This window comes from Streptosporangium vulgare (assembly GCF_042428775.1).
Classification (GTDB): domain Bacteria; phylum Actinomycetota; class Actinomycetes; order Streptosporangiales; family Streptosporangiaceae; genus Streptosporangium; species Streptosporangium vulgare.
This window is the reverse complement of record NZ_JBHMBS010000003.1, coordinates 165,770-190,055: the sequence shown is the minus strand read 5'-3', so window position 1 is coordinate 190,055 and position 24,286 is coordinate 165,770. Positions and strand designations below refer to the sequence as shown.

The window sequence follows — 24,286 nt, the reverse complement described above, 5'->3', positions numbered from 1 at the left end:
TCTTCCTGTCGCTCTATCCGGTCCTGGTGTCAGTACGCCTGGCCGTACACGCCTCGCGACTGGTCACGGACGATCTTTCCGTCCTCCAGTTCCACCACCCGCTTGCGCATGGAGTCGACGATGGCCGCGTCGTGCGTGGCCATGACGACCGTGGTGCCGGTCCGGTTGATCCGGTCGAGCACCTTCATGATGCCGATGCTCGTCGCGGGGTCGATGTTTCCGGTCGGCTCGTCGGCCAGCAGGATCATCGGCCGGTTGACGAACGCCCGGGCCATCGCGACCCGCTGCTGCTCGCCACCCGACAACTCGTCGGGCATCCGGTGTGCCTTGCCCTCGAGGCCGACCAGCTCGACGACCTCCGGGACCACCTTACGGATGAAACGCCGGGGCTTGCCGATGACCTCCAGAGCGAACGCGACGTTTTCGTACACGTTCTTGTTCGGGAGCAGCCGGAAGTCCTGGAAGACACATCCGATCCGGCGGCGCAGGTGCGGGATCTTGAAGTTGGACAGTCGGGCGAGGTCCTTGCCGGCCACGTGGATCGCGCCCGAGTTGGGGCGCTCCTCCTTCAGGACCAGCCGGAGAAAGGTCGACTTCCCGGACCCCGAAGGGCCGACGAGGAACACGAACTCGCCCTTGTCGACATCGACGCTGACGTGGTCCAGCGCGGGCCGGTTCTGGTTCGCGTAGACCTTGGTGACATTATCAAAATGGATCACGGGCGCATCACGGCATGCCAGTCTAGGGGTTAGGACGGTCACAGGAGTGGCAGAGGGCCACTTCCGCCTCTCGCCGGCCGGGGGGCGCCGGTCTTTTGCTCTCGATCGACGTTCCGGTTGGCCGGAGCCCAGTCTAGGGGGAAGACTGGCATGGAACGTCCATAACGGAAACAAAACGATTCGGTGCCTGGTAACGACCGCATAAAGTGGTTCTGACCTCGAAGAGGGAGGACGTCATGAGCTGTGAAGACCTGGTCTGCGCGGGGTGCGCTCACCCCGTGGCCGAAGGCCGCTGCCCCCGCTGCCGCGCGTACCGCGAGCGGATGCACCAGAACGGCTTCGGAGGCATGACCCCGGCGCTCGTGTCGCTGTTGCTGATCGCGCTCTTCTTCCTCACCCTGGCCCTGAAGCACCTCAGCGGCACCTGACCGCTCTCCCGGGGCTTCCCCGGGCTTCACGGGCGGGAACGGCCTCACGGGCGCTCAGAGGCGCCCGTGAGCGAGGACGCCTACTCGTCGGCGCCCGACTCCTGACGGCGGGTCCAGCGGATCTCGGCCTCGATGAAGCCGTCCAGGTCGCCGTCGAGCACCGCGCTCGGGTTGCCCTCCTCGGCGCCCGTCCGCAGGTCCTTGACGATCTGGTACGGGTGGAGCACGTAGTTACGGATCTGGGTGCCCCACGACGTGGTCGACTCGCCCCGGATCTCGTTCAGCGCGGCCTTCTCCTCCTGGCGCTTGCGCTCCAGCAGCTTGGCCTGCAGGACCGCCATCGCGGTCGCCTTGTTCTGCAGCTGCGAGCGCTCGTTCTGGCAGGAGACCACGATGCCGGTGGGCAGGTGGGTGAGGCGGACCGCGGAGTCGGTCGTGTTGACGCCCTGGCCGCCGGGGCCGGAGGAGCGGTAGACGTCGACGCGCAGGTCGTCCTCGTTGATGTCGATGTGGTCGGTCGTCTCCACGACCGGCACCACGTCGACGCCCGCGAAGGAGGTCTGGCGGCGCCCCTGGTTGTCGAACGGGCTGATGCGGACCAGGCGGTGGGTGCCGTGCTCGCCGCGCAGCGTGCCGTAGGCGTAGGGGGCCTTGACCGTGAAGGTCGTCGACTTGATCCCGGCCTCCTCCGCGTAGGAGGTCTCGTAGACGTCGGTCGGGTAGCCCTTGCGCTCGGCCCACCGCAGATACATCCGCTGGAGCATCTGGGCCCAGTCGGCGGCGTCCACGCCACCCGCCTGTGACTGGATCGTGACGACCGCCTCGCGGGCGTCGTACTCGCCGGACAGGAGGGTGCGGACCTCCAGGGCGCCGATGTCGCCCTTCAGGGACTCCAGCTCGCGGTCGGCCTCCTCCCGCGTGTCGTCGTCCGCCTCGTCGGCGGCCAGCTCGTACAGGATGGAGAGGTCGTCCAGCCGCTGCCCCAGCGACTCGATCCTGTTGACCTCGCCCTGGAGGTAGGAGAGCCTGCTGGTGACCTTCTGGGCGCGATCCTGGTCGTTCCACAGGTCGGGCGCGGCGGCCTGATCCTCCAGCTCCTCGATCTGCTTGCGCATCGCGCCGAGGTCGAGCACGTCCTGGATGCTGTTCAGCGTCCCGGTAAGCTCGTTGATCTGTTCTGCCGGATCGATGAGTGCCACGTCTGTAAAGGGTACGCGACCTCCGAACCCCATCGTGTACGGCGCGCTCCCCCACCATGGCTAGCATGGCCCGCATCGGGGAGCATCGGGAGGTTGGACGTGCGCGAACACGGGCGACGGGGTGTGCTCGCACTCGCGCTGGCGCTGATCACCGTGACCGCCGCGACCGCGGCGTGCTCCGGTTCCGGCGACGCCCCGCCCGAGCGGAGCCCCTCGCCCGGCGGTGTCACGCCGGCCACCTCCCCCGCGTCCGTCCCCACGCCGCCCCCGGTCACGCTCGCCGAGGCGGAGAAGGCGCTGGCGGGCGTCGTGGGCGCCGACGGGGTGCTGGGAGCGGCGGTGCCGCACCTGGACGCCGACCGCAGGCTCCTGCAGGAGCAGACCCGCGACGGGCAGGAGGCCCTCACCGCGGCGGCCTTCAACGGCTCCGCGGAGGCCCTCCCCCACTACACGTGGGGCACGCCCCGGCTGCTGGTCCCGCGCAACCAGCGGGGCCCGCTCTGGTTCGCCGCGGTCGTGGACCGCGAGGAGCCCTCGGGCCGGGTCCGCACCGCCGTGCTGACCCTGGTCCGCCATGACGGGGAGGACTGGCGGGTCAGCTCGACCTCGCTGCTCGACGAGGGCGTCCGGCCCCCGGAGCTCGCCACGGACGCCGAGGGGTACGCCACGGCGCTGGACGAGGAGGACGCGTCGCTGGCCATCAGCCCGCGGCTGATGGCCCCGCTGCACGCGACCTCGGCCGAGGAGGGCGAGCGGGGGTTCGCGGCGGGGCTGATCGAGGAGGGCCCGCACACCACCGGCTTCGCCGACGAGATCACGAGGAGGCGCGAGGACGAGAAGGCGGACGACTGCCTGGGCTACGACTCGATCTTCGCCGCGAGCGACTACCCGGTGCACGCGCTGCGCACCGCCGACGGCGGCGCGCTCGTCCTCTACTCCCTGATCAGGACGACGACCCGGACGATCAGGATCACTCCCTGCGGGTCGGACATCCCGGTCCCGCCCGAGGCCAGGAAGCTGGCGAAGGAGCGGTTCATCCTCAAGGAGCTGCGCATGGTGGAGACGCAGCTGTACGTGAGCACGGTCCCGCCCAAGGGCAGCGGCCGTCCGGCCAAGGTGATCGGCTATCTCGGCGGCCTCACCAAGGTCACCACGGGCTGACCCCCGCCGCTCCCCCTCGCCCCCGCGAGTCGCCCCCGCACGCGGGCCGTACCCGCCGCGCCGGAGCGAGGGAGCGCGCCGGGACACCGGGTCCGCCGGGGAACGGACCCGCCGCACCGGGGCACGTGCCGCGCGACCGGGCCCCGGGTGCGGGGCCCGGCGGGCGGGCCGGTCAGGTGGGCCGGCCGGGCAGGGGTCAGGCAGAGGCGAAGGGGAGGCCGGGCGGGTCAGTCGTCGGCGTGCGGGAGGTTGATGGTGGCCACCAGCGTGCGGATCGCGCGCAGCGCCACCGACAGCGTCGCGAGGTCGAAGTTGTCGCTCTCCCAGATCTCCGACAGGGTCTGCCGCGCCCGGGAGACCGCCGCCGAGTTGGCCTCGGTCCAGCGCGCCAGACGCTCCTCGGGCGACAGTCCGGGCGTGCTGTGCGTCAGGACGTCGTGGGTGAGCGCGGCGTGCGCGGCGTAGAGGTCGTCGCGGAGCGCGGCCCGCGCCATGGAGTTCCAGCGGCTGTCCCTGGGCAGCGCGACGACGCGCTCGCGCAGCCTGGAGAGCTGGAGCCGGTCGGCGAGGTCGAAGTAGACCTCGGCGACGTCGTGCACGGGACGGCCGGTGCGTGAGGCCACCTCGACCAGGTCGAACGTGGAGTAGGCGGGCACCATGGCGGCGACGCGCTCGGCCAGCTCGGACGGGACGCCCCGGGAGACGAAGGCGTCGCGCCGCTCCTCGAACGCGGACAGGTCGGACCCGGTCAGCAGCTTGGGCAGGTGCGGCAGCAGGCCGTTCATGCCCTTGGCGAAGAAGCCGGCGGTGGAGGCCAGGTCGATCGGCGGGCGCCGGTTGCCCAGCAGCCAGCGGGTGCCCCGCTCGACGAGCTTGCGGGCCTCCAGCTCCATCGCGATCTGGGTGGAGGTGTCGACCTTGTTGTCCAGCTCCTCGATCTGGCGCCAGAGGCTGGGCATGTCGAAGACCTCCCGCGTGACCAGGTAGGCGCGGGCGATGTCGGGGGTGGACGCGCCGCTCTCCTCGCCGAGGCGGAACATGAAGGTGGTCCCGCTGGAGTTGACCAGGTCGTTCACCACGCCGGTGGTGATGATCTCCCTGCGGAGCGGGTGGGTGTCCATGTAGGCGCGCAGCGCGGGATCGCGCAGCGCCGACGGGAAGTAGGACACCAGCCAGGACTCCAGGTAGGGGTCGTCGGGCAGGTCGGAGGCGAGGATCTCGGCGTCGGCCACCAGCTTGGTGTAGGCGAGCAGCACCGAGAACTCCGGCGCGGTCAGCCCGAGCCGTGCCTGGCGCCGCTCCGCGAGCATCTTGTCCGACGGCAGGAACTCCAGCCGCCGGTTGAGCAGCCCGGCCCGCTCCAGCCTGCGCAGCTGGCGCGAGTGGATGTGCAGCATCTCGGGAGCCTGCTCGCGGGCGGCGGCCAGCACCACGTTCTGGTCGTAGTTGTCGCGCAGGACCAGCCCGGCCACCTCGTCGGTCATGTCGAGGAAGAGCTGGTTGCGCTGCTTGTCGGTGAGCTCCCCGTCGCGGACGGCCCGGTCGAGCAGGATCTTGATGTTGACCTCGTGGTCGGAGGTGTCCACCCCGGCGGAGTTGTCGATGAAGTCGGTGTTGACCAGGCCGCCGTTGAGCGCGAACTCTATCCGGGCGAGCTGGGTGAAGCCCAGGTTGCCGCCCTCGCCGATCACCTTGCAGCGCAGCTCGGCGGCGGTGACCCGCAGGCCGTCGTTGGCCTTGTCGCCGACGTCGGCGTTGGACTCGCTCGACGCCCTCACGTAGGTGCCGATGCCGCCGTTCCACAGCAGGTCGACCGGGGCCCGCAGGATGGCGCTGATCAGGTCGGCGGGAGCCAGCGACGTCACGTCGCCGTCGATGCCGAGCGCGGCGCGCGCCTGCGCGGAGAGGGGGATCGACTTGGCCGTACGGGGCCAGACGCCGCCTCCCTTCGAGATGAGCGAGGCGTCGTAGTCCTCCCAGGAGCTGCGGGGCAGCGCGAACAGCCGGGCGCGTTCGGCGTAGCTCCTGGCGACGTCCGGCTGGGGGTCGACGAAGATGTGCCGGTGGTCGAACGCCGCGACCAGCCGGATGTGCTGGGAGAGCAGCATGCCGTTGCCGAACACGTCACCGGACATGTCGCCGACTCCGGCCACGGTGAAGTCGGTGGTCTGGATGTCGACGCCGGTCGTGCGGAAGTGGTACTTGACCGACTCCCAGGCGCCCCGGGCGGTGATGCCCATGGCCTTGTGGTCGTAGCCGATCGAGCCGCCGGAGGCGAAGGCGTCGCCCAGCCAGAAGCCGTACTCCTTGGCCACGGCGTTGGCGATGTCGGAGAACGTCGCGGTGCCCTTGTCGGCGGCGACCACCAGGTAGGTGTCGTCACCGTCGTGCCTGACCACGTCGGCGGGCGGGACCACCGCGCCGTCGACGAGGTTGTCGGTGAGGTCGAGCAGGCCGGAGATGAACATCCGGTAGCAGGCGATGCCCTCGACCAGGGTGTCCTCCCGCGACCCCGACTTCGGCGGATTTTTCACCACGAAGCCGCCCTTGGAACCGGTGGGAACGATGACGGTGTTTTTCACCATCTGCGCCTTCACCAGCCCGAGCACCTCCGTGCGGAAGTCCTCCATCCGGTCCGACCAGCGCAGCCCGCCCCGCGCGACCTTGCCGAAGCGCAGGTGCACACCCTCGACCCGGGGCGAGTAGACGAACACCTCGAACTTGGGCCGGGGCAGCGGCAGCACGCTGATCGACGGCGAGTCGAGCTTCAGGCTGACGTACGGCTTGCGCTCGCCGTCGACCCGCTGGAAGTAGTTGGTCCGCAGGGTGGCGCCGATCATCTCCAGGTAGGCCCGCAGGATCCGGTCCTCGTCCAGCGAGGCCACGTCGTCCAGGGCGGCGAGGATCTCCTCGTGCAGCGCGTCGGACAGGTCGGCGCGGACCTCGGCCGAGCGGCGGGGGTTGAGCCTGGCCTCGAACAGGCGCACCAGCAGCCGGGCGAGCCGCACGTTGCCCATCAGCACCCGCTCGATGTACTCCTGGCTGAAGGTGGTACCCGCCTGGCGCAGATACCTGGCGTAGACGCGCAGGATCTCGGCCTGCTCCCAGGTCAGCCCGGCGGCCAGGACGAGCCCGTTGAACCCGTCGCTCTCCACCCGCCCGGCCCACAGGGCGCCGAACGCGTCCTGGAAGAGCCGCTTGAACTCGTCCCTGTCGACCTCGGGCGAGGGCGTGTAGCGCAGGCCGAAGTCGTAGATCCAGGCGTCCTTGGTCGCCGGGTCGTTGTCGCGGTCGATCTCGTACGGCCGCTCGTCGACCACCTCCACGCCCATCCGCTGGAGCAGCGGCAGCACGCGCGACAGGGAGACGGGCGCGCCGAGGCGGTAGAGCTTGAAGCGGCGCTCGCCCTCCGAGGCGTCGTACGGCTCGTAGAGGTTCATCCCGATCTCGTCGGAGGAGGCGGCCAGCGCCTCCAGGCGGCGCAGGTCGGCGACCGCCATCCGGGCGGGGAAGTCGGCCTTGTACCCCTCGGGGAACGCCGGGGCGTAGCGGCGGGCGAGCTGGGGCGCCTCCTCCTCGGGGCTCAGCTCGGTGATCGCGGAGACCAGGTCGTCCTCCCAGGACCTGGTGGCGGCGGCGAGCCTCGCCTCCAGCTCCTCGACGTTCACCGCGTCGGCGCGCAGCGGCCTGCCGCGCTCGCCGCGCACCACCACGTGCAGCCGGGCGAGGGCCGACTCGCCGATCATCGCGCTGTAGTCGAAGGAGGTGCCGCCGAGCGCCTTGAGCAGGATCTCCTGCATCTTGATGCGGATCTTGGTGGTGTAGCGGTCGCGCGGGAGGTAGACCAGGCACGAGACGTAGCGCCCGTAGTCGTCCGGGCGCAGGAAGAGCTTGACCTGCTTGCGCTCGCGGAGCCTGAGCACGCCGAGGGCGATCGGCAGCAGCTGCTCCACGGAGGTCTGGAAGAGCTCGTCGCGGGGGAAGGTCTCCAGGATCTCGATGAGGTCCTTGCCGTCGTGGCTGTCGGCGGTCAGCCCGGCGAGTGTCAGCACGTCGGCCAGCTTCCGCCTGAGCACCGGGACACGGGAGATCGACTCGCTGTAGGCGACGTGGGTGAAGAGGCCGAGGAAGCGCCGCTCGCCGACGACCTCGCCCGAGGCGTCGAAGAGCTTGACGCCCACGTAGTCGAGATAGGCGGAGCGGTGGACGGTGGCCCGGGTGTTGGCCTTGGTGATGATCAGCATCTGCTGCTTCTCGCGGGCCTTGGCGCGCAGCTCCGGGGGGAGCGCGGCGAAGCTGCCGGAGTCGGCGCTGTCGTTGCGCAGGATGCCCAGCCCGGTCCCGGGGATCGGGTGCAGCCTGTCGCCCTGCTCGCCCTCCTCCAGGCGGTACTCGCGGTAGCCGAGGAAGGTGAAGTGCCCGTCGGCCAGCCAGCGCAGCAGCTCCAGGCTGTCCTCCACCCCGGCGGGATCGAGGGGGGGCGGGTTGGCCGAGACGTCCTCGGCGGTCCGCAGGGCGAGGGCCCGCATCTTGACGAAGTCCTCGACGGCGCCGCGCACGTCCTCCAGGACGCGCTGCAGGTCGGTCTCGATCGCCTTGAGCGCGGCCTCGCCGGCCTGCCTGTCGATCTCGAAGTGCATCCAGGACTCGGCCAGCACCTGCCCGGTGACGTCCTCCTCACCGGACCCGAGCAGCTTGCCCGTCATGTCCCTGCGCACCCGCATCTGCGGGTGGATGACCAGGTGGGTGCCGATGTCGTGCCGGTCGAGCTCCATCGTCACCGAGTCGACGAGGAAGGGCATGTCGTCGGTGACGATCTCCACGACGGAGAACCCCGGGTCCCGGCCGTGCTCCTCGCTGGCGGGGGTGTAGGCCCGCACCAGGGCGCGGCCCTGGGGGCGCTGCCCCGCGAGCCGCCGCTGGGCCATCGCCGGGCCGCACACGTCCGCCAGGTCGCGGCCGAGCAGGTCTTCCGGCGCGACATGCCGGTAGTAGAGCCGCAGGAAGGCGAGCGCCTCCTCCACGCTCACGTGATCGCCGCCCGGTGTGCGCGCGTACGTCTCCGCGGCACTCCTCAGCAGCTCGTCCTTGGCCTCGTCGAGCGGCATGTCGCTCTCACTCCTTTGTGAGGGATTGTGCATAGTTGAATGGGAATCCATGGTCAAAGTGATGATTCCCGGGGAGATGGTGCCCAGCGGAGCGGAAGTGATGTCGCACGCGCCCGCCGGAATGCGACGCCCTCGCCCGGCCACCGACTCCGCTCCCGGGAAATCCGGGCGCGAGACACCCACCGCTGAGCGGTCGTCTCGTCACGGATGATCGGTATGTCGGCCAGGCGCCACGGCTCGTCATGGGAGCCGCGGTCTCTCGCCGCTGCCGGCGGGGAACGGAAGGGCTCCTGGTCGGAGACGGCGGGTTCTCCCTGCGAGGTGGCGGTAGGGCAATCATCCCACAGGGTCGCCTCGGAACGGCTACGGCGCCGCCGGGCGAGTCTGGGCACGCTCCCGGCGCCTCGCCGGGCGGCCGGGGCCGTCCGGCCCACGCCTCGCCCATCGGGCATGGCCCGCGGCACGACACCTCCAGTGGCCGTCTGTCCCGATCCTCGTTGACCGGGACGCACCACCGCTCCTGATATCACCCCAAAACCGGCTAAACGTCAATGTGGCATCCGGTCGTCGTCCAGGGCGTTGGAGCGGTCCCGCTTCACGCCATCGAGAAATCCGGGAACCTCGCTGAGTTCCCGGAGCTCGACCTGACACTCCTCGCACGTCATGAGATGACTTTGGAACGCCTCGTGGTCCTCCTCGTCGAGAACCCCGAGCGCGTACGCCGCCACGTCATGATGCGGGGAGGGGACCATCAGCTCGCGACACCTCTCTCCTTCAGGACCTTTCGGAGAGCCCGGATCCCGTAGTAGAGCCGGGACTTGACCGTACCCGGCGGGATCCCGAGGATTTCCGCCGCTTCGTTAATCGTACGGTCCCGTAGGTAAGTGTGCTCGATGACTTCGCGGTGTTCTGGGGACAGTTCTCGCAACGCCTCGGCGACGATCATCGCCTCCAGCGCGCGATCGGCCCCGTCGGGAACGGGCACGGCGTTCGCGTCGGCGGGTTCGACCTCCTGTGGTCTCGTGCCTCTCCTGCGACGACCGTCGATGACGATACGTCGGGCGACGGTCAGGAGCCAGGCCCACAACAGGCCGGGCTCTCGTTGCAACCTTCCTGCATTGCGCCAGGCTCGGACGAGCGTCTCCTGGACGACGTCCTCAGCCCATTGCAGATCGTTACCGGTGGCCTTACGCACGTGGCGGAGCAGGGGTACACCGAACTCCCGGTACAGATCTTCTACCAAGAGGACATCGGTGTCCGCGCTCTCGAACCGACTGTCGAGTTGACGCACGGGCACATCTTTACACCTTCGTTATGAGTCCCGTCTGCAACTCTGGCAACTCCAATCATTTCTAACTATCTCATCACTTCTTCTGAACCACCCCGGGCGGCGCCGCGTACCTCCCACCAAGTGCGCCCGCATCGGCGGGCCTCGGGGAAAGGAAACGACATGGCAGTGCGGCACATCCCGTGGCCGGTCGGAGCTGTCCTCCTCCTCACGCACCCGGCCCCCCACGGGCCGGGCGGCACGTTCGCCACCGCGCCGGGCGCCGAGAAGGCCCTGGTAGCGGCCAGTCTCTGAGAGCGGAACCGGGCCATGTTCAGATCACTGTTCCGCCGCTTCAAGAACGGCGAACCCCTGCTGTTCGGAGTCTTCATCGCGGTCGCCGCCGTGGCGGTCGTCCTGATCACCCCGCCCGGCGGCGGAGCGGCCGCGCAGGGCTGGGTCCAGACCCCGCAGGGGCCGCTGGGCGCGGCCGACCGCGATCTGCTGGTCAAGGTCCGGCTGGCCGGTCTCTGGGAGATTCCCAGCGGCCAGCAGGCCCAGCAGAAGGCCGCGAGCAAGCGGGTGAAGGAGGTCGGCATGCACCTGATGACCGACCACCTCAAGCTCGACAAGGAGGTTCGCGCCCTCGCGGCGCAGCTGAACGTGCCGCTGCCCGACCAGCCCAACGCCGACCAGCAGGGCTGGATGGCGCAGCTGGCGGCGGTGAAGCCGGGCGCCGAGTACGACCTCCTGTTCGCCCAGCTGCTGCGGGCGGCCCACGGAAAGGTCTTCGTGGTGGTCGCCGGCGTACGATCCGGCACCCGAAACGACCTGGTCAGGACATTCGCCCAGCGGGCGGTCGAGGTGGTCATGAAGCACATGACCCTGCTGGAGAGCACGGGGCTGGTCGACTACTCGGACCTGCCCGAGCCTCCGATGCCCTCCCCTGCGCCGCCCGTCTCCGCTCTCGACACACCTGTGAGGAGAGAAAACGCTTGAGAATCATGAAACGCTCGCTCGTCTCCCTGTCCGCGCTGGCCCTGGCCGCCGGCACGCTCACCACCGTCACGTTCACGGTGGCGGCCACGGCCCCCGCCTACGGTGACCACTGCGACCCCGCCGAGCAGGGCCAGAACCAGCAGAACCAGCAGAACCAGCGCAGCCAGCAGGACCAGCCCGCACAGGACCAGAACCAGGACCAGCAGAACCAGCAGGGCCAGGACCAGAACCAGCAGGACCAGCAGAACCAGAACCAGGAACAGGCACCCCCCGCGCAGGACGCTCCCGCGCAGGACCAGAACCAGCAGAACCAGCAGGACCAGCAGGGCCAGAACCAGGACCAGCAGAACCAGCTGGACCAGCCCGCCGACGCGCCTCTCGCGGGCGGAAGCCTCATCCAGGCGTCTCCCACGGAGCCGCCCGCCCCCGACGAGTCGGCCGACCAGCAGCAGGCCCCGGCCCAGGAGAACGCCGACAACGGCAACGCCCGCCGCAGGCCCACCCAGGCTCCCTCGCAGAGCCCCACCGACGCCCCGCCGACCGACGCCCCGAACGACCCGCCCGCGGAGACGCCGGCCCCCACCGAGAGCCCCGCTCCCCCGCAGGACGACGAGGAGGCCGAGTGCGCCGACCTCGGGCCGTTCCCCGAGGACTTCATCGACATCCGGCAGGTCCCGCGCAACTTCCAGGACGTCCGCACGCGGCGCGGCGGCTCCGGCGGCGTCTTCACCTCCCGGTGCGGCACGAACAGGAACGGCCACCGCAACTCCGACAACTTCATCGTGGCCCCCGGCGTGACCAACGGCGCCCACCACATCCACGACTACGTCGGCAACCTGTCGACCGACGGGTTCTCCACTGACCAGTCCCTCGCCGCCGCGGGCACCACGTGCGCGCTCAACGACCGCTCGACCTACTTCTGGCCGGTCCTTCGCGACCGTACGAGCGACGCCAACGCCAATGACCCGGACGGCAACGTCGGCACCATCATGCAGGCCCGCCAGGTGAGCCTGCAGTTCCGCGGGAACCCGGTCTCCAGGGTGAGCCCGATGCCGCGCTTCATCAGGATGATCACCGGTGACGCCAAGGCCGCCACCAACGGCGGCGCGAACGCCCTCGCCAAGTGGACCTGCACCGGGTTCACCAACCGGATCACCACCAAGTACCCGCTCTGCCCCCGCGGCAGCCAGCTCGTCCGGATCCTGGACTTCCCCAGCTGCTGGGACGGCCAGAACAACGACAGCGCGAACCACCGCACGCACGTGCTGTTCCCCGACGCGAACGGCGCCTGCCCGTCCGGCACCCGGGCCATCCCGCAGCTGCGGATGACCCTGGTCTACGCCACACCGCGCACGGCGTCCTTCGCGCTGGACGCCTTCCCCGAGCAACGGCACAACCCCGTCACCGACCACGCCGACTTCGCCAACCTGATGCCCGACCGGCTCATGAGGTTCGCGGTCGACTGCATCAACAGGAACCGTCGCTGCTGACGGTCATCCTCCCGGGACCGCCGCCCCCCGTCTCCGCGCCTCTTCCACACCCCGCGGAGACGGGGGGCGGCATCTCGCGATATCAGAGTCCATCACCCTCGGACGCAGAAGCCGTCCGAGCCGCTTCGCAGACAGGAGCCATAGGTGGGTAACAGACGGACTCCGAGACACACCCGGGCCGAAGCCGGGATCAGTCTCGACCAGAGGCCCGCCAGGATCGGTCTCGGCGTCGCGATCACGGTCTCCGTGGTCGGCCTCCTCATGCTCGGGCGGACAGCGCCCGGCATCGAGGTGGCAGCCGCCATCCGTGGCATCTTCTCGTTCTTCTCGGGCGTGATCGCCCTCGTGTCGCTCACCGCGACCGTCGCACTCGGCCTGCTCTCCGCCGACCGGATCGTGCTGCCGGTCCTGGGCAGGATCCGGTCGCAGCTCGTCCACCGGGCCGCCGCCATGCTCGGCATGGGCTTCCTCGCCATCCACGTCATCATGAAGATCCTCGAAAGCCGGACCTCCCTCGCGTCCGTCGTGGTCCCGCTGGGCGCGAGCGGCCAGAGCCTGTACGTCGGCTTCGGCGCCGTCGCCTCCGACCTGATGATCCTCGTCTTCCTCACCGGGGTCGCCCGGGCCAGGTTCGCGGAGAACAGCAGGCCGTGGCTCTGGCGCCTGCTGCACGGCTCCGCCTACCTGGCGTGGCCGATGGCGGTCCTGCACGGGCTCACCGCGGGCCGCGCGCCCGCCGAGTGGGTGACCTGGAGTTACGTGGTCTGCCTGGTCGCGGTGGGAGCCGCCCTGCTGATCAGGGTGATCTCCGAGCTGCAGCCCAAGCCGATCGTCGTGCGCGAGGAGATGCCGGTGGAGGTGCCCGTCGCCGCCGACCTGACCCCGCCCACGAGCATCACGCCGCCCACGAGCATCGTCGGCCGCATCCCGCGCGTGGTGCGCGAGGACCCGCCGCAGCTTCGCCGTATCGGAGATGTCGGATGATTCCCTACCGCGTACCCCCCGTCCGCCAGTTGGGGCCCGCCCGGCTGACCGCCGGGCTGGAGGACTGCCGCAGGATGGACCTCGCGGAACACCGCGACATGCACGGCACGGCGCCGAGCATGTCCGGCGAGGAACTGGCCGCGCTCGCCGACGAGGTGGACATGCGCGGCCGGGGCGGCGCGGCGTTCCCCTTCGCCCGCAAGGTCCGCGCGGTGATGGACAAGAAGGCGGACAAGGTCGTCCTGGTCAACGCGGCCGAGGGCGAGCCCGCGAGCAGCAAGGACACGATGCTGCTCACCAGGACCCCCCACCTCGTCATCGAGGGCGCGCTGCTCGCGGCCGGCGCGATCGGCGCCAAGCAGGTCGTGATCGCGACCGTCGAGGGCGGCATGGGCCAGGCGTCCGTGGCCGCCGCGGTCGAGGAGCGGGGCATCAGCGCCCAGGTCCGGGTGGTCGGCATCGTCGAGAGGTTCATCTCCGGCGAGGGCGGCGCGCTGGTCCGTTCGGTGAACGGCCTGGTCGGGGAGCCGCCGGGCCGCAAGGTCAGGGCCGTGGAGAGCGGCGTGAACGGGCTGCCCACCCTGCTGTCCAACGCCGAGACGTACGCCCAGCTCGCGGTCCTCGCGACCCTGGGCGCGGAGCGGTACGCCGACGTCGGCACGGCGCGCGAGCCCGGGACGGTCCTGCTCACCGTGGGAGGCTCCGCCAAGGCCCCGGCCGTGGTCGAGGTCGCGACCGGCACCCCGCTGTACGCCGTCCTGGACGCCTGCCAGGCCTCCACCGGCGACGGGGTGCTGGTCGGCGGCTACCACGGCGCGTGGCTGCACGCGGACGCGGCGGCCGTGGCGACCGTCTCCCGGCAGGGCATCGCGGAGGCGGGCGGCCAGCTCGGCGCCGGGATCATCGTGCCGCTCGGCGGGGAGACCTGCCCGCTGGGCGAGACGGTCCGGGTCGCGAAGTACCTGGCCGCCCAGTCGTCCGGGCAGTGCGGACCCTGCCGTCTCGGCCTCCCGGACGTCGCGCAGTCGATGGCCGAGCTCGTGAACGGGTCGGCCTCCGCCCTGGACGAGCTGCGGAGCAGGGCCGCGAGCGTCAAGGGCAGGGGCGCGTGCTTCCACCCCGACGGGACGTCCAGGTTCGTGCTGTCGGCGCTGGACGCCTTCCCCGAGGACATCGAGGAACACCTGCTGCGCGGCAGCTGCGGGCGCCAGGTGCTCGGCGTGCTCCCCCTGCCCCCGCAGGAGAACGAGCCCGAGGTGAAACTCACCGTGGACTGGACCCGCTGCCAGGGCCACGGCCTGTGCGCCCAGCTCGCCCCCGACCTCGTCCACCTCGACGAGCACGGCTACCCGGTGTTCGGCCGCGACACCGTACCCGCCCAGTTCCGGCGGATGGCCCGCAGGGCCGTCGAGATGTGCCCGGCCCTCGCGCTGCGCGTGGCGCAGGGGACATGAGCCGTTTTCCCGTTGTTTGCCTACTGATCTGCCTGTTTCCTCATTGATCCAGAGGTGATGCGAATGTGACCAACCAGAAGGGCAGTGCGGTCGTCCAATCGAGCAGGTAACACTGAACCTCGGGGAGTAACGACATGCGGACCCCTCCGGACAGGCGGGCATTCCTTCGGACCGGCGGCCTCGCCGCCCTCGCACTGGGCGCCCAGGGCACCCCCGCCCTGGGCGCCACCGGCATCACCGGCCGCGACGCCACCGGCGCCACCGGCACGACCGGGCGGGGCAGCGTGAGCGCGCCACGGCCCGCCGACTGGCGGGCCCTCGCCGGCGGGCTGGAGGGAAAGCTCGTCCGGCCGGGCGACGCCGCGTACGACGGCGCCAGGAAGCTGTTCAACCCCGCCTTCGACGCGGTCCGGCCGTCGGGGGTGGCCTACTGCGCCAACCCCTCCGACGTCGCCGAGTGCGTCGGCTTCGCGCGCCGGCTGAACCTGCCGCTGGCCGTACGGTCAGGCGGCCACTCCTACGCGGGCTGGTCCACCGGGACCGGCCTGGTCCTCGACGTCTCCCGGATGAGCAAGGTGAGCCACGCCTCGGGACGGGCGACCGTCGGGGCGGGGGCCAAGCTGATCGACGTCTACGACAGGCTCGCCGCGAGCGGGGTCAGCATCCCCGCCGGGACCTGCGCCACGGTCGGGGTGAGCGGGCTCGCGCTGGGCGGCGGGATCGGCGTGGTCTCCAGGAAGTACGGCCTGACCTGCGACGTGATGGAGTCGGTACAGATCGTCACGGCCGACGGGCGGCTGCTGACCTGCGACGCGAACCACAACGCCGACCTGTACTGGGCCTCGCGGGGCGGCGGCGGGGGCAACCTCGGCGTGGCGGTCTCCTTCGGGTTCAGGACCCACCCCACCCGCGAGGTCACGGTGTTCTTCCTGCACTGGCCGTGGTCGAGGGCGGTCAGGGTCCTGCGCGCCTGGCAGGCGTGGGGCCCCTCGGCTCCCGACGCCATGTGGTCGGGCATGCACCTGAGCCGCGACGGCGGGACGGACGTGGAGGTCGTCGGCCTCTACCTCGGCGGCAGGGCCGGTTGCGAGCGGCTGCTCGACAGGCTGGCCGACGCGGCCGGGTCGCCGTCGTCGAGCTTCGTCCGGCAGACCTCCTACCGCCAGGCCATGCTGACCATGGCGGGCTGCGGCTCGCTCTCGGTCTCCCAGTGCCACCTGGGCGGCTCCCTGCCGGGGCAGACCCGGGGCGGGCGGCTGTCCAGGGACACCTTCAAGGCCAAGTCGCACATGGCCTACCGCCCGCTCTCCGAGGCCGGGGCGAAGGCCCTGGTCGCCCAGGTCGCCAGGCCCGGCGAGCACACCGTGCTGCTGGACGCCCTCGGCGGTGCCGTCTCCAGGGTCCGCCCCGAGGCCACGGCCTTCCCGCACCGGACCGCCCTCTACAGCGTGCAGTACTACGCCCACCGCTCCGGGGCGGCCGGCTGGGCCAGGACCGCGCACGCGGCGATGCGGCCCCACTTCGGCGACCACGCGTACGTCAACTACATCGACCCCGAGCTCGGCGGCTGGCGCGCGGCCTACTACGGGGGCAACGCCGCCAGGCTCGCCCAGATCAAGGCGGCCCGCGACCCGGGCCGCCTGTTCCGCCTTCCCCAGGGAATCTGACCTCGCTCAGTGCCGGGGGGCGTCGGCCTCCGGAGCGGAACGGGTTTCCGGGGCGGAATGGGTTTCCGAGGCGGGGTGGTTTTCCGGAGCCGGGTGGGTTTCCGGGGCGGGGTGACTTTCCGAGGCGGGGTGGTTTTCCGGGACGAAGTGGGAGAGGACCTCGGGGTTGGCCATGGCGTCGAGGTTGGCGGCCATCGTAGGGGCGACCCCGAGGAGGATCTTGCGGATGGGGACCTCCAGCTTCTTGCCGCTGAGGGTGCGGGGGATGCCCGGGACCTCGATGATCTCGTTCGGCACGTGGCGTGGGGAGAGCCCCTCCCGCAGTTCCCGGCGCAGGCGCGCGACGAGGTCGTCGTCCAGGGTCGCCGCCTCGGCCATGGTGACGTACAGCAGCAGGCGGCCCTCCTGCCCGAGCTGGCCGGTGTCGATCACCAGGCTGTCGGTGATCTCCTCGAAGCGCTCCACCACGCGGTAGAACTCGCTGGTGCCCATCCGGACACCGCCCCGGTTCAGGGTCGAGTCGGAGCGGCCGTAGATCACGCAGCCGCCGTCGGGAAGGATCTTGATCCAGTCGCCGTGCCGCCAGACGCCGGGATACTCGGAGAAGTAGCTGTCGCGGTAGCGGGACCCGTCGGGGTCGTTCCAGAACATCACCGGCATCGACGGCATCGGCAGGGTCAGCACCAGCTCGCCCACCTCGCCGACCACCGACGTGCCCGACGGGTCGAAGGACTCGACCTTCGCCCCCAGGCAACGGCACGGGATCACCCCCGCCCGGACCGGGAGCAGCGGCACGGCGCCCACGAAACCGGTGCACACGTCGGTGCCGCCGGAGAACGAGCCGAGCTGGACCTCCGGCAGCGCGTCGTGCACCCAGGCGAACCCCTCGGGCGGCAGCGGCGAGCCGGTGGACCCGAGCCCCCGCAGCCGGTCGAGGCCGGACGGCTCCAGACCGGCCTTCATGGACGCGGTCACGTACGGAGCCCCCGTACCGAAGTAGGTGACCCCCTCCTCGGCGGCCAGCCGCCAGAGCGCGCCGGTCTCCGGGTAGGTCGCCGCCCCGTCGTAGAGCACCACCGCCGAGCCGACCAGCAGGCCGCCGACGAGGTAGTTCCACATCATCCAGCCGGTGGTGGTGTACCAGAAGAAGACGTCGTCCTCGCCCAGGTCCTGGTGGAAGGAGAGCGCCTTGAGGTGTTCGAGCACCACGCCGCCGTGACCGTGCACGATCGGCTTGGGCAGCCCGGTCGTCCCCGAGGAGTAGACGATCCAGAGCGGGTGCCCGAACGGCACCGGCTCGAAGGCGAGCGGTCCCGCGACGGCGCGCACCTCCGCCCAGCTCACCGTACGGACCCCGTCACCGGTCGCGTCCGCCTCCCGGGTCTCCGCCGCGCCTGAGGTGTCCGCGCCGAGCGCGTCCTGGGACGGGACGCGCACCCGCGCCACCAGGGTCGGCAGCTTGGCCGCGATGTCCCGGACGACCTCGCTCCGGTCGAAGTGCCTGCCGTTGTAGTCGTAGCCGTCGACCGCGACGAGCACCTTCGGCTCGATCTGGGTGAACCGGTCGATCACGCTGGGCGCGCCGAAGTCGGGCGAGCAGGAGGACCAGATCGCCCCCAGGGAGGCGGTCGCCAGGAAGGCGATCAGCGCCTCGGGGACGTTCGGCACGTAGGCCGCGACCCGGTCACCGCGCCCGACGCCCAGCGCGGCCAGCCCGGTGCGGACCCGCGCCACCTCCTCGGCCAGCTCCCCCAGGGTGAGCGTCCGGCGCCCGCCCGCCTCGTCACGGGAGACCACCGCGAGCCGCCCGGGGTCGGAGGCGGCCCGGCGCAGCGCGTTGGCCGCGTAGTTCAGCGTCGCCCCGGCGAACCACTCGGTGCCGGGCATCCCTCCCGACATGACGGGCCCGTCACCGCGCTCCCCCACCACCCCGAAGTAGTCCCAGATCGACGTCCAGAACTCCTCCGGGGCGTCGACCGACCACCGCCACAGGGACTCGTAGTCACCGGCCCGGCCCAGCCACTCCGCGTAACGGGTGACCTTGGCGTTCCTCACGATCTCCGGGGACGGTTCCCAGAGCGGCGCACCTTCCTCAACCATGGCCCCATCCTCTCGGCGCCCCACCCGAATGTCATCCCCCGTGGCCACACACCCTCCGGCCGCACCGTGTGGGACGGCCACGTACGAACCCCCGCGCGGGGAACGGGTGGCGGCCCGCGACGGACACGAACCTGGGCCGGACATGTGGGACAGGCCGGTGGCGGCGGCGAGCCCCGCTCGACACGGTTCACCTCGTACAGCTCACCCGTACGGTTCATCTCGTACGGGTCTCCTCGTGCGGGTCTCCTCGTGCGGGTCTCCTCGTGCGGCGTCGAGGGCCAGGGGTCAGCGGCCCGCGGGGAAGTGTCCGGCGCGGCGGGCCGGGGAGGTGAGTCCGGCGACGGCGGCGACGACCTCGGAGGGGTTGGAGAGGTCGGGCAGGACCACGTCGGCTCCCGCCTCGTGCAGCTCGGCCGGGAGGGAGCGTCCCGAGGCGACCCCGATGATCGCGGCCCCGGCGATCCTGGCGGCCTGGACGTCCCTGGCCGAGTCGCCGATCAGCACGGTGTTGCGTCCGTCGAAGGTCGCCCCGTACTTCCGCTTGGCGCGGCCCTGCGCGACCTGCAGGAGGGTGGCCTTGGGGTAGACCTCCTCGCCGTAGCCGCCGATCTCGAAGTCGATGTGCCTGTCGAGGCTGAACGCGGTCAGCTTGTGCACCGCGTTGCTCTTGATCGTGCCGGTGAGCACCGACTGGACCACGCCGTCGAGCCTCGCCACGGCCTTCAGCGCGTCGCGGGCCCCGGGCATCATCCGGCCGTCCTTGGCCAGGCGCCTGCGCCGCGCCCCGAAGGACCCGGCCAGCGCGTCGAGGAACCGGGGAAGGTGGTCGTCTCCGGCGACGATCCCGTTGATGGCGAGCATCTCGAAGACGATCTCCGAGTCGGGGCGCCCGTTGGCCTGGGTCAACTTGACCAGGGGCCTTCCGGTGACATCGCGGAAGGCCTCCGCGTATGCCTCCCGGGTGACGATCGACACGTCGACCAGCGTGAGGTCGATGTTCCAGAGGACGAGGCGGTTGATCGGGGGCCTCCCGGAATGGGTGCGGATGCCCAGGGTAAAGCCCTGAGCGCACGGCGACCGCCTTTGATACCGAAAGGATCCGGTTTGAGATGACTTTCGGGCCGACGGGCTGTTCACCGGTGACCTGCCGGAGTCGCCTCCAGGCGAACACGGCGAAGATCTCGGGCCGGCGTCCTGCTCGACGGTGACCTGCCGGCCCCGCCCCCGTCGCCGTGGACCGTTCGCCCCGGTGAGCCGCCGTTCCCGCGAGGTCGCGTGACGGCCGTCAGGCGTGGTCGAGCGCGTTCTCCAGGGTGTCGACGACCGGGACGCCGCAGGCCATCAGGTCGGCCCGGCTGGTCATGCCACCGGTGTAGAGGACCGCGCGTGCCCCGACATGCTGGGCCGCGTGCGCGTCGTCCAGGCTGTCGCCGATCACCAGGACGTCGGCCGGGTCGACGCCGAGCGCGGCGAGGTGGGCCACCATCGACTCGGCCTTGTGCCCGCCGGAGGCGCTGCGCAGGCCGTCGATCCGGGTGAAGTGGTGGTCGATGCCGAATTCCGCGATCTTGGGAACCAGCCGCTCGTGCGCCCACATGGACAGCAGCGACTGCTTGCCGCCCGCGCGCTCCCAGCTCTGCAGGGTGGAGAGGGCGTCCGCGGCCAGCCCGCACTCCAGCATCAGCTGGTGGTAGCTCTCGTGGAAACCGAGGTCGAGCCTCTCCCACTCGCCGTCCTCAAGAGCACGGCCGAGCATGCGCTCGTAGGCGGCCCAGATCGGGCGCGTGTAGACCGCACGGAAGCGGTCGGCGTCGTAGGAACCCAGCCCGTACGGCTCGAACACCGCGTTCGTCGCACCAACGACGGCGTCGATGTCGTGAAACAGCGTGCCGTTCCAATCCCAAACAATGTGTCTCATATTGCCGTCCAGGATAGCGAAAATCCCCGCCGGAGCGGCGGCGCGACAGGGGAACCGGCCCGTGCGGCACGGGGGTCCCGCCCCGCGCCTCGGGGGTGCGGGCGCCGGGCTCGGGACGTGGCGCGGAGATCCCGTCCCAGGTCCCGGGGGGTGCGCCCTCCGAGCCCGGGACGCGCTGCGGAGTCCCGGGGGCGCGGGTTCCGGACGCGGCGCGGAGGTCAGCCGACCAGGTCGGGGATCTCCTGGGTGGCGTACCACAGGAGCTCGTTGGCCTCGGCGCCGTCCACGGTGAAGCGGGCGTCGTCGTCGCCGCGGTCGGCCGCGGGCAGCGCGGCGAGAGCGGCCTCGACGTCCTTCACCGCCGACGGGTCGTCCACGTGGACCGCGGCGATCAGCGCCAGCGGGACCGCCGCGGCGAGCCGTACCCGGGCGCGCTCCTCCAGGTCGGCGCTCGCGCTCACGCCACCCTCCGGTACGTCGACGGCGACGACCACCCGCCGCGCGACGACCTCCACCCCGTCGGCGCGGTCCGCGGCCAGCATCCGCAGGGAATCCCTGGCCGCCTCGGTCAGGGCGACGTACTCCAGTTCCTCGGTGTCACCCGAGACGTACCACTCGACCAACGCGGGGGTCACCGCGTAGCCGGTCAGCGGGGCCGGGCCGATCTCCCCCACGGTGGCCACGCGGGCCAGCGCCGGGAGCGTACACGGCAGGTAGACGCGCATCCATGCCTCGATCTGTCTCTCCGACATCGGCGCCGCTCCGGCGCCGATTCACGCATCGAGTGTGCCAGTACCCGCGACCCCCGGTGATACCGCCCGCGCGGAGCGACACGATCCGGGGCGGCCCCCACCGCCCCCCCACCGCCCCCTGGTGGTGCTCGGTGGTCGAAGCGGGAGAGCGGGGAGGCGAGCGGACGGCCCGGCCCGGGGACCGCTCACGCCAACGGCGCGGAGGCGGCCGGAGCGGGGAGAGGCGAGCGGGCGGGCGGGCCGGGTCAGCGGAGTGTGACCTGGAAGAGGATCTCCAGTTCGGCGATGGTCAGATCGGGGTCGCGGTGGTGCACGCCGACGATGCCGAGCCGCCGGGCGGCCTCGATGTTGGCCTCGATGTCGTCGACGAACACGCACTCCTCCCCGGCCAGGCCGATCCTGCCGAGCGCGTGCTCGAAGATCCTCGGCTCGGGCTTGCGCATGCCGATCTCTCCCGAGATGACGACCTCGTCGAAGTAGTCCTCCCAGCCCTCGCGGGGATACTCGTTCGCCCAGGAGTTGGAGAGCAGGCAGGTGCGCAGCCCCGCGGCACGGGCCTCACGGAGCATCTCGTACATCGGCTCGACCCTGTGGAAGCCGGAGAACATCCTGTTCAGCAGCCCCTCGGCGACCGGCGGCACGCCGTCCGTCCTGACCAGCCTGGCCGCCAGGTCGCGCTCGAAGTCCAGGCCGGATATCTCCCCGCGCTCCAGGGCGTGGATCGTGTTCTCGCCGCTCTCCGAGTTCTCGTACGCGCGCACGATGAGCTCGCGCATCACCTGCCGGTAGTGGGCCTCGTCGAGCTGCTCGGCGACGATCCACTCGGCGATCGCCTCGGCGAGGCCGACGGTGAGCACGCCACCCCAGTCGATCAGCACGCCCTTCAGCATCTGTCCTCCTCGATGAAAGGGGTTCCAGGGTAGGCGTGGACCGATGGACGGCAGAAGAAGGGGTGGTGCCAAACTGGCGGCCATGGACTTCGCGCTCAGCGACACGGCGCAGGAATACCTCGCCAATCTGACCGATTTCATGGCCACCCACGTCTACCCGGCGGAGCCGGTCTACCACGCGTGGCGCCGGACCAGAGGGCACGACAGCCACGAGCTGCCACCGGTGGTGGAGGAGCTCAAGTCCGAGGCGCGCTCGCGCGGCCTGTGGAATCTGTTCCTGCCCGCCGAGTCGGGGATGTCGGTGCTCGACTACGCCGGCCTGGCCGAGGTCACCGGCCGTTCCATCGACCTCGCCCCCGAGGCGCTCAACTGCGCGGCCCCCGACACCGGGAACATGGAGGTCCTGCACATGTTCGGCTCGCCCGAGCAGCGGGACCGGTGGCTCAAGCCCCTGCTCGCCGGCGAGATCCGTTCGGCGTTCGCGATGACCGAGCCCGCGGTGGCCTCCAGCGACGCCACCAACATCGCCACCTCCATCAGGCTCGACGGCTCCGAGTACGTCGTCAACGGCCGCAAGTGGTTCATCACCGGGGTGGCCGACCCGCGCTGCGAGATTTTGATCGTGATGGGCAAGACCGACCCCGACGGGCCACCGCACCGCCAGCAGTCGATGATCCTGGTCCCGATGGACACGCCGGGCGTCGAGGTCGTACGCCACCTGCCGCTCTTCGGCTACCAGGAGCAGCACGGCCATTCGGAAATCGTCTTCACCGACGTCCGGGTGCCCGCCGCGAACCTCATCGCGGAGGAGGGCGACGGCTTCCGCATCGCGCAGGCCCGTCTCGGCCCCGGTCGCATCCACCACTGCATGCGCGCCGTCGGGATGGCCGAGCGCGCCCTGGAACTGATGTGCACCCGCGCGGCCAACCGGGTGGCCTTCGGCCAGACGCTGGCGCAGCAGGGTGTGGTGCAGCAGCAGATCGCCGAGTCGCGGCTCGCCATCGAGCAGGCCAGGCTGCTCACCCTGAAGGCCGCCTGGATGATCGACACGGTCGGCGTGAAGGCGGCCGCCTCGGAGATATCCGCCATCAAGGTGGTCGCGCCGCGGATGGCGTGCGACGTCATCGATCGCGCCATCCAGGTCCACGGCGGCATGGGACTGTCCGACGACGTCCCGCTCGCGGCGATGTACGCGCAGGCTCGCGCGATGCGCATCTTCGACGGCCCGGACGAGGTTCACATCCGCACCGTGGCCCGCCGCGAGCTCAAGCCGTACCTCTCCTAAACCCCCTCCAAACGGACACTAGGGGTCAGATCGCCCGGAGATTCATCCCCTAACATCCGATTCAGCGAGCGTTACGTGTTTCGCGGCCACAATACGAGGAAGATTACGAGAATGGCACTCGGGCCATATAACCGCACGTAGAAGGCATGATCGACCTCCTGCGGGCTCCATTTGCACCTTCCCTCGGTTCCCATGAGGAGGGATCATGGCAGTAGCTCAGACGAGCCGGTCACGCGCCCGTACGGCGCAGAGACCGACCACACCCGCAACGTCCACCACGCATGCCCAGGCAAGCAGGAAACAGGACGGCAACTCGCTAACGCTCAAACTTCCGATGCTGACCGTGCAGCTGCGGCCGCCGCACATGCCGCACGTCAGCAGGCAGGAGGCGGGACAGGCCGTCGACACGGCCAAGTCGTTCCTTCCTCCGGCCGAGCGCATCGTCTACTACGGAGGACTCGGCGCGCTCGCGGTGGCGGGATTGCTCGAATGGCCGGTGGCGGCGGCCATCGGGGTCGGGACGTTGATCGCACAGCGTGCGCGCGGAAAGGGCTGGCCGTCGAGTCCGGTCTCCAGACCCGCGATCTCCGCGTCCCGGGCAACGGGTTCGACATCCAGGTCCAGGACGGGAGGCTCCACGTCCCGGACCACGCCCGCATCCCGTACGGCGGCATCCGCGTCACGCACCGCCTCCAAGGCCGCGAGCACCGTGTCCCGCGGTGCGTCACGCACCGCGGGCGCCGCGACCCGGGCTGCGGGTACCGCGGCGCGCACCGCGGGCGCCGCCACCCGCGCGGCCGGTACCGCCGCCTCGCGGGCGACCGGTGCCACGCCACGCACCAGGAGCTCCACAACCCGGGCGACC

Annotated in this window: 20 protein-coding genes; 9 read left to right on the top strand and 11 right to left on the bottom strand. The window is 70.8% G+C overall.

Going from position 1 to position 24,286, the window contains the following annotated elements:
• Positions 1-29 precede the first annotated feature (29 nt).
• On the bottom strand, positions 30-719 hold the full coding sequence (ftsE, locus tag ACFFRH_RS07705) for a cell division ATP-binding protein FtsE (RefSeq protein WP_012888192.1): 690 nt from the start codon (positions 717-719) through the stop codon (positions 30-32).
• Between the two features lie 236 nt (positions 720-955).
• Between ftsE and ACFFRH_RS07700 the strand changes: the two genes are divergently transcribed.
• Positions 956-1,147 carry a hypothetical protein gene (locus ACFFRH_RS07700; protein ID WP_344745238.1) on the top strand — a complete coding sequence of 64 codons (192 nt, stop codon included), beginning with the start codon at positions 956-958 and terminating at the stop codon, positions 1,145-1,147.
• 80 nt (positions 1,148-1,227) lie between these two features.
• Here the strand turns inward: ACFFRH_RS07700 and prfB are convergent, their stop codons facing one another.
• The gene (gene prfB / locus ACFFRH_RS07695; protein WP_344745237.1) at positions 1,228-2,346 is read right to left on the bottom strand and encodes a peptide chain release factor 2; all 1,119 of its coding nucleotides are present in this window, start codon (positions 2,344-2,346) and stop codon (positions 1,228-1,230) included.
• 99 nt (positions 2,347-2,445) lie between these two features.
• On the opposite strand from prfB, the gene ACFFRH_RS07690 reads away from it, so the two are divergent.
• On the top strand, positions 2,446-3,507 hold the full coding sequence (locus ACFFRH_RS07690; RefSeq protein WP_512701127.1) for a DUF8094 domain-containing protein: 1,062 nt from the start codon (positions 2,446-2,448) through the stop codon (positions 3,505-3,507).
• A gap of 227 nt (positions 3,508-3,734) precedes the next feature.
• Here the strand turns inward: ACFFRH_RS07690 and ACFFRH_RS07685 are convergent, their stop codons facing one another.
• The 3 genes from ACFFRH_RS07685 to ACFFRH_RS07675 form a co-directional block, all read right to left on the bottom strand.
• Positions 3,735-8,615, bottom strand: a complete 4,881-nt coding sequence (locus tag ACFFRH_RS07685) for an NAD-glutamate dehydrogenase (protein WP_386155280.1) — start codon at positions 8,613-8,615, stop codon at positions 3,735-3,737.
• Positions 8,616-9,163: 548 nt separating this feature from the next.
• On the bottom strand, positions 9,164-9,343 hold the full coding sequence (locus ACFFRH_RS07680) for a zf-HC2 domain-containing protein (protein WP_386155278.1): 180 nt from the start codon (positions 9,341-9,343) through the stop codon (positions 9,164-9,166).
• 23 nt (positions 9,344-9,366) lie between these two features.
• The gene (locus ACFFRH_RS07675; RefSeq protein ID WP_344745233.1) at positions 9,367-9,906 is read right to left on the bottom strand and encodes a sigma-70 family RNA polymerase sigma factor; all 540 of its coding nucleotides are present in this window, start codon (positions 9,904-9,906) and stop codon (positions 9,367-9,369) included.
• A gap of 159 nt (positions 9,907-10,065) precedes the next feature.
• Here ACFFRH_RS07675 and ACFFRH_RS07670 point away from each other — a divergent pair, with 159 nt between their 5' ends.
• The 6 genes from ACFFRH_RS07670 (at position 10,066) to ACFFRH_RS07645 (ending at position 16,476) form a co-directional block, all read left to right on the top strand.
• Positions 10,066-10,197, top strand: a complete 132-nt coding sequence (locus tag ACFFRH_RS07670; protein ID WP_344745232.1) for a hypothetical protein — start codon at positions 10,066-10,068, stop codon at positions 10,195-10,197.
• Positions 10,198-10,212: 15 nt separating this feature from the next.
• The gene (locus ACFFRH_RS07665) at positions 10,213-10,881 is read left to right on the top strand and encodes a DUF4142 domain-containing protein (RefSeq protein WP_344745231.1); all 669 of its coding nucleotides are present in this window, start codon (positions 10,213-10,215) and stop codon (positions 10,879-10,881) included.
• A 5-nt stretch (positions 10,882-10,886) separates the two neighbouring features.
• Positions 10,887-12,371, top strand: coding sequence for a DUF1996 domain-containing protein (locus ACFFRH_RS07660; RefSeq protein WP_344745287.1), 1,485 nt, complete (start codon positions 10,887-10,889; stop codon positions 12,369-12,371).
• Positions 12,372-12,515: 144 nt separating this feature from the next.
• Positions 12,516-13,355: a ferric reductase-like transmembrane domain-containing protein gene (locus tag ACFFRH_RS07655; protein WP_386155275.1), complete on the top strand. Its 840-nt coding sequence runs from the start codon at positions 12,516-12,518 to the stop codon at positions 13,353-13,355.
• Complete coding sequence (locus ACFFRH_RS07650; RefSeq protein WP_386155273.1) at positions 13,352-14,809, top strand: NADH-ubiquinone oxidoreductase-F iron-sulfur binding region domain-containing protein; 1,458 nt, start codon at positions 13,352-13,354, stop codon at positions 14,807-14,809. The genes ACFFRH_RS07655 and ACFFRH_RS07650 overlap by 4 nt, the downstream gene beginning before the upstream one ends.
• A 134-nt stretch (positions 14,810-14,943) precedes the next feature.
• Entirely contained in the window at positions 14,944-16,476 is a 1,533-nt protein-coding gene (locus tag ACFFRH_RS07645; RefSeq protein ID WP_386155271.1) for an FAD-binding oxidoreductase, read from the top strand.
• A gap of 6 nt (positions 16,477-16,482) precedes the next feature.
• On the opposite strand, the gene ACFFRH_RS07640 is transcribed toward ACFFRH_RS07645, so the two are convergent.
• From ACFFRH_RS07640 to ACFFRH_RS07620, 5 genes are all read right to left on the bottom strand, one after another.
• Complete coding sequence (locus tag ACFFRH_RS07640; protein ID WP_344746452.1) at positions 16,483-18,576, bottom strand: acetoacetate--CoA ligase; 2,094 nt, start codon at positions 18,574-18,576, stop codon at positions 16,483-16,485.
• 285 nt (positions 18,577-18,861) lie between these two features.
• Positions 18,862-19,596: an HAD family hydrolase gene (locus ACFFRH_RS07635; protein WP_344746464.1), complete on the bottom strand. Its 735-nt coding sequence runs from the start codon at positions 19,594-19,596 to the stop codon at positions 18,862-18,864.
• A gap of 265 nt (positions 19,597-19,861) precedes the next feature.
• The gene (locus ACFFRH_RS07630; RefSeq protein WP_344746453.1) at positions 19,862-20,494 is read right to left on the bottom strand and encodes an HAD family hydrolase; all 633 of its coding nucleotides are present in this window, start codon (positions 20,492-20,494) and stop codon (positions 19,862-19,864) included.
• Between the two features lie 218 nt (positions 20,495-20,712).
• Positions 20,713-21,219: a DUF6912 family protein gene (locus ACFFRH_RS07625; RefSeq protein WP_344746465.1), complete on the bottom strand. Its 507-nt coding sequence runs from the start codon at positions 21,217-21,219 to the stop codon at positions 20,713-20,715.
• Positions 21,220-21,491: 272 nt separating this feature from the next.
• A complete protein-coding gene (locus tag ACFFRH_RS07620) occupies positions 21,492-22,136 on the bottom strand; it encodes an HAD family hydrolase (RefSeq protein ID WP_344746454.1) in 645 nt (214 codons plus the stop codon).
• Positions 22,137-22,218: 82 nt separating this feature from the next.
• Here ACFFRH_RS07620 and ACFFRH_RS07615 point away from each other — a divergent pair, with 82 nt between their 5' ends.
• A complete protein-coding gene (locus ACFFRH_RS07615) occupies positions 22,219-23,421 on the top strand; it encodes an acyl-CoA dehydrogenase family protein (protein WP_344746466.1) in 1,203 nt (400 codons plus the stop codon).
• Between the two features lie 447 nt (positions 23,422-23,868).
• Here the strand turns inward: ACFFRH_RS07615 and ACFFRH_RS07610 are convergent.
• The coding region (locus tag ACFFRH_RS07610; RefSeq protein ID WP_386155268.1) for a hypothetical protein at positions 23,869-24,286 on the bottom strand (418 nt) is incomplete at its 5' end.

What these genes read in the sequence shown, in the direction of transcription:
- ACFFRH_RS07700 (WP_344745238.1), top strand. Translation starts at nt 956, where the DNA reads ATGAGCTGTGAAGACCTGGTCTGCGCGGGGTGCGCTCACCCCGTGGCC.
- ACFFRH_RS07660 (WP_344745287.1), top strand. Translation starts at nt 10,887, where the DNA reads ATGAAACGCTCGCTCGTCTCCCTGTCCGCGCTGGCCCTGGCCGCCGGC.
- ACFFRH_RS07685 (WP_386155280.1), bottom strand. Translation starts at nt 8,615, where the DNA reads ATGCCGCTCGACGAGGCCAAGGACGAGCTGCTGAGGAGTGCCGCGGAG.
- ACFFRH_RS07625 (WP_344746465.1), bottom strand. Translation starts at nt 21,219, where the DNA reads ATGCGCGTCTACCTGCCGTGTACGCTCCCGGCGCTGGCCCGCGTGGCC.
- ACFFRH_RS07640 (WP_344746452.1), bottom strand. Translation starts at nt 18,576, where the DNA reads ATGGTTGAGGAAGGTGCGCCGCTCTGGGAACCGTCCCCGGAGATCGTG.
- ACFFRH_RS07615 (WP_344746466.1), top strand. Translation starts at nt 22,219, where the DNA reads ATGGACTTCGCGCTCAGCGACACGGCGCAGGAATACCTCGCCAATCTG.
- ACFFRH_RS07630 (WP_344746453.1), bottom strand. Translation starts at nt 20,494, where the DNA reads ATGAGACACATTGTTTGGGATTGGAACGGCACGCTGTTTCACGACATC.
- ACFFRH_RS07645 (WP_386155271.1), top strand. Translation starts at nt 14,944, where the DNA reads ATGCGGACCCCTCCGGACAGGCGGGCATTCCTTCGGACCGGCGGCCTC.
- ACFFRH_RS07620 (WP_344746454.1), bottom strand. Translation starts at nt 22,136, where the DNA reads ATGCTGAAGGGCGTGCTGATCGACTGGGGTGGCGTGCTCACCGTCGGC.
- ACFFRH_RS07650 (WP_386155273.1), top strand. Translation starts at nt 13,352, where the DNA reads ATGATTCCCTACCGCGTACCCCCCGTCCGCCAGTTGGGGCCCGCCCGG.
- ACFFRH_RS07665 (WP_344745231.1), top strand. Translation starts at nt 10,213, where the DNA reads ATGTTCAGATCACTGTTCCGCCGCTTCAAGAACGGCGAACCCCTGCTG.
- ACFFRH_RS07670 (WP_344745232.1), top strand. Translation starts at nt 10,066, where the DNA reads ATGGCAGTGCGGCACATCCCGTGGCCGGTCGGAGCTGTCCTCCTCCTC.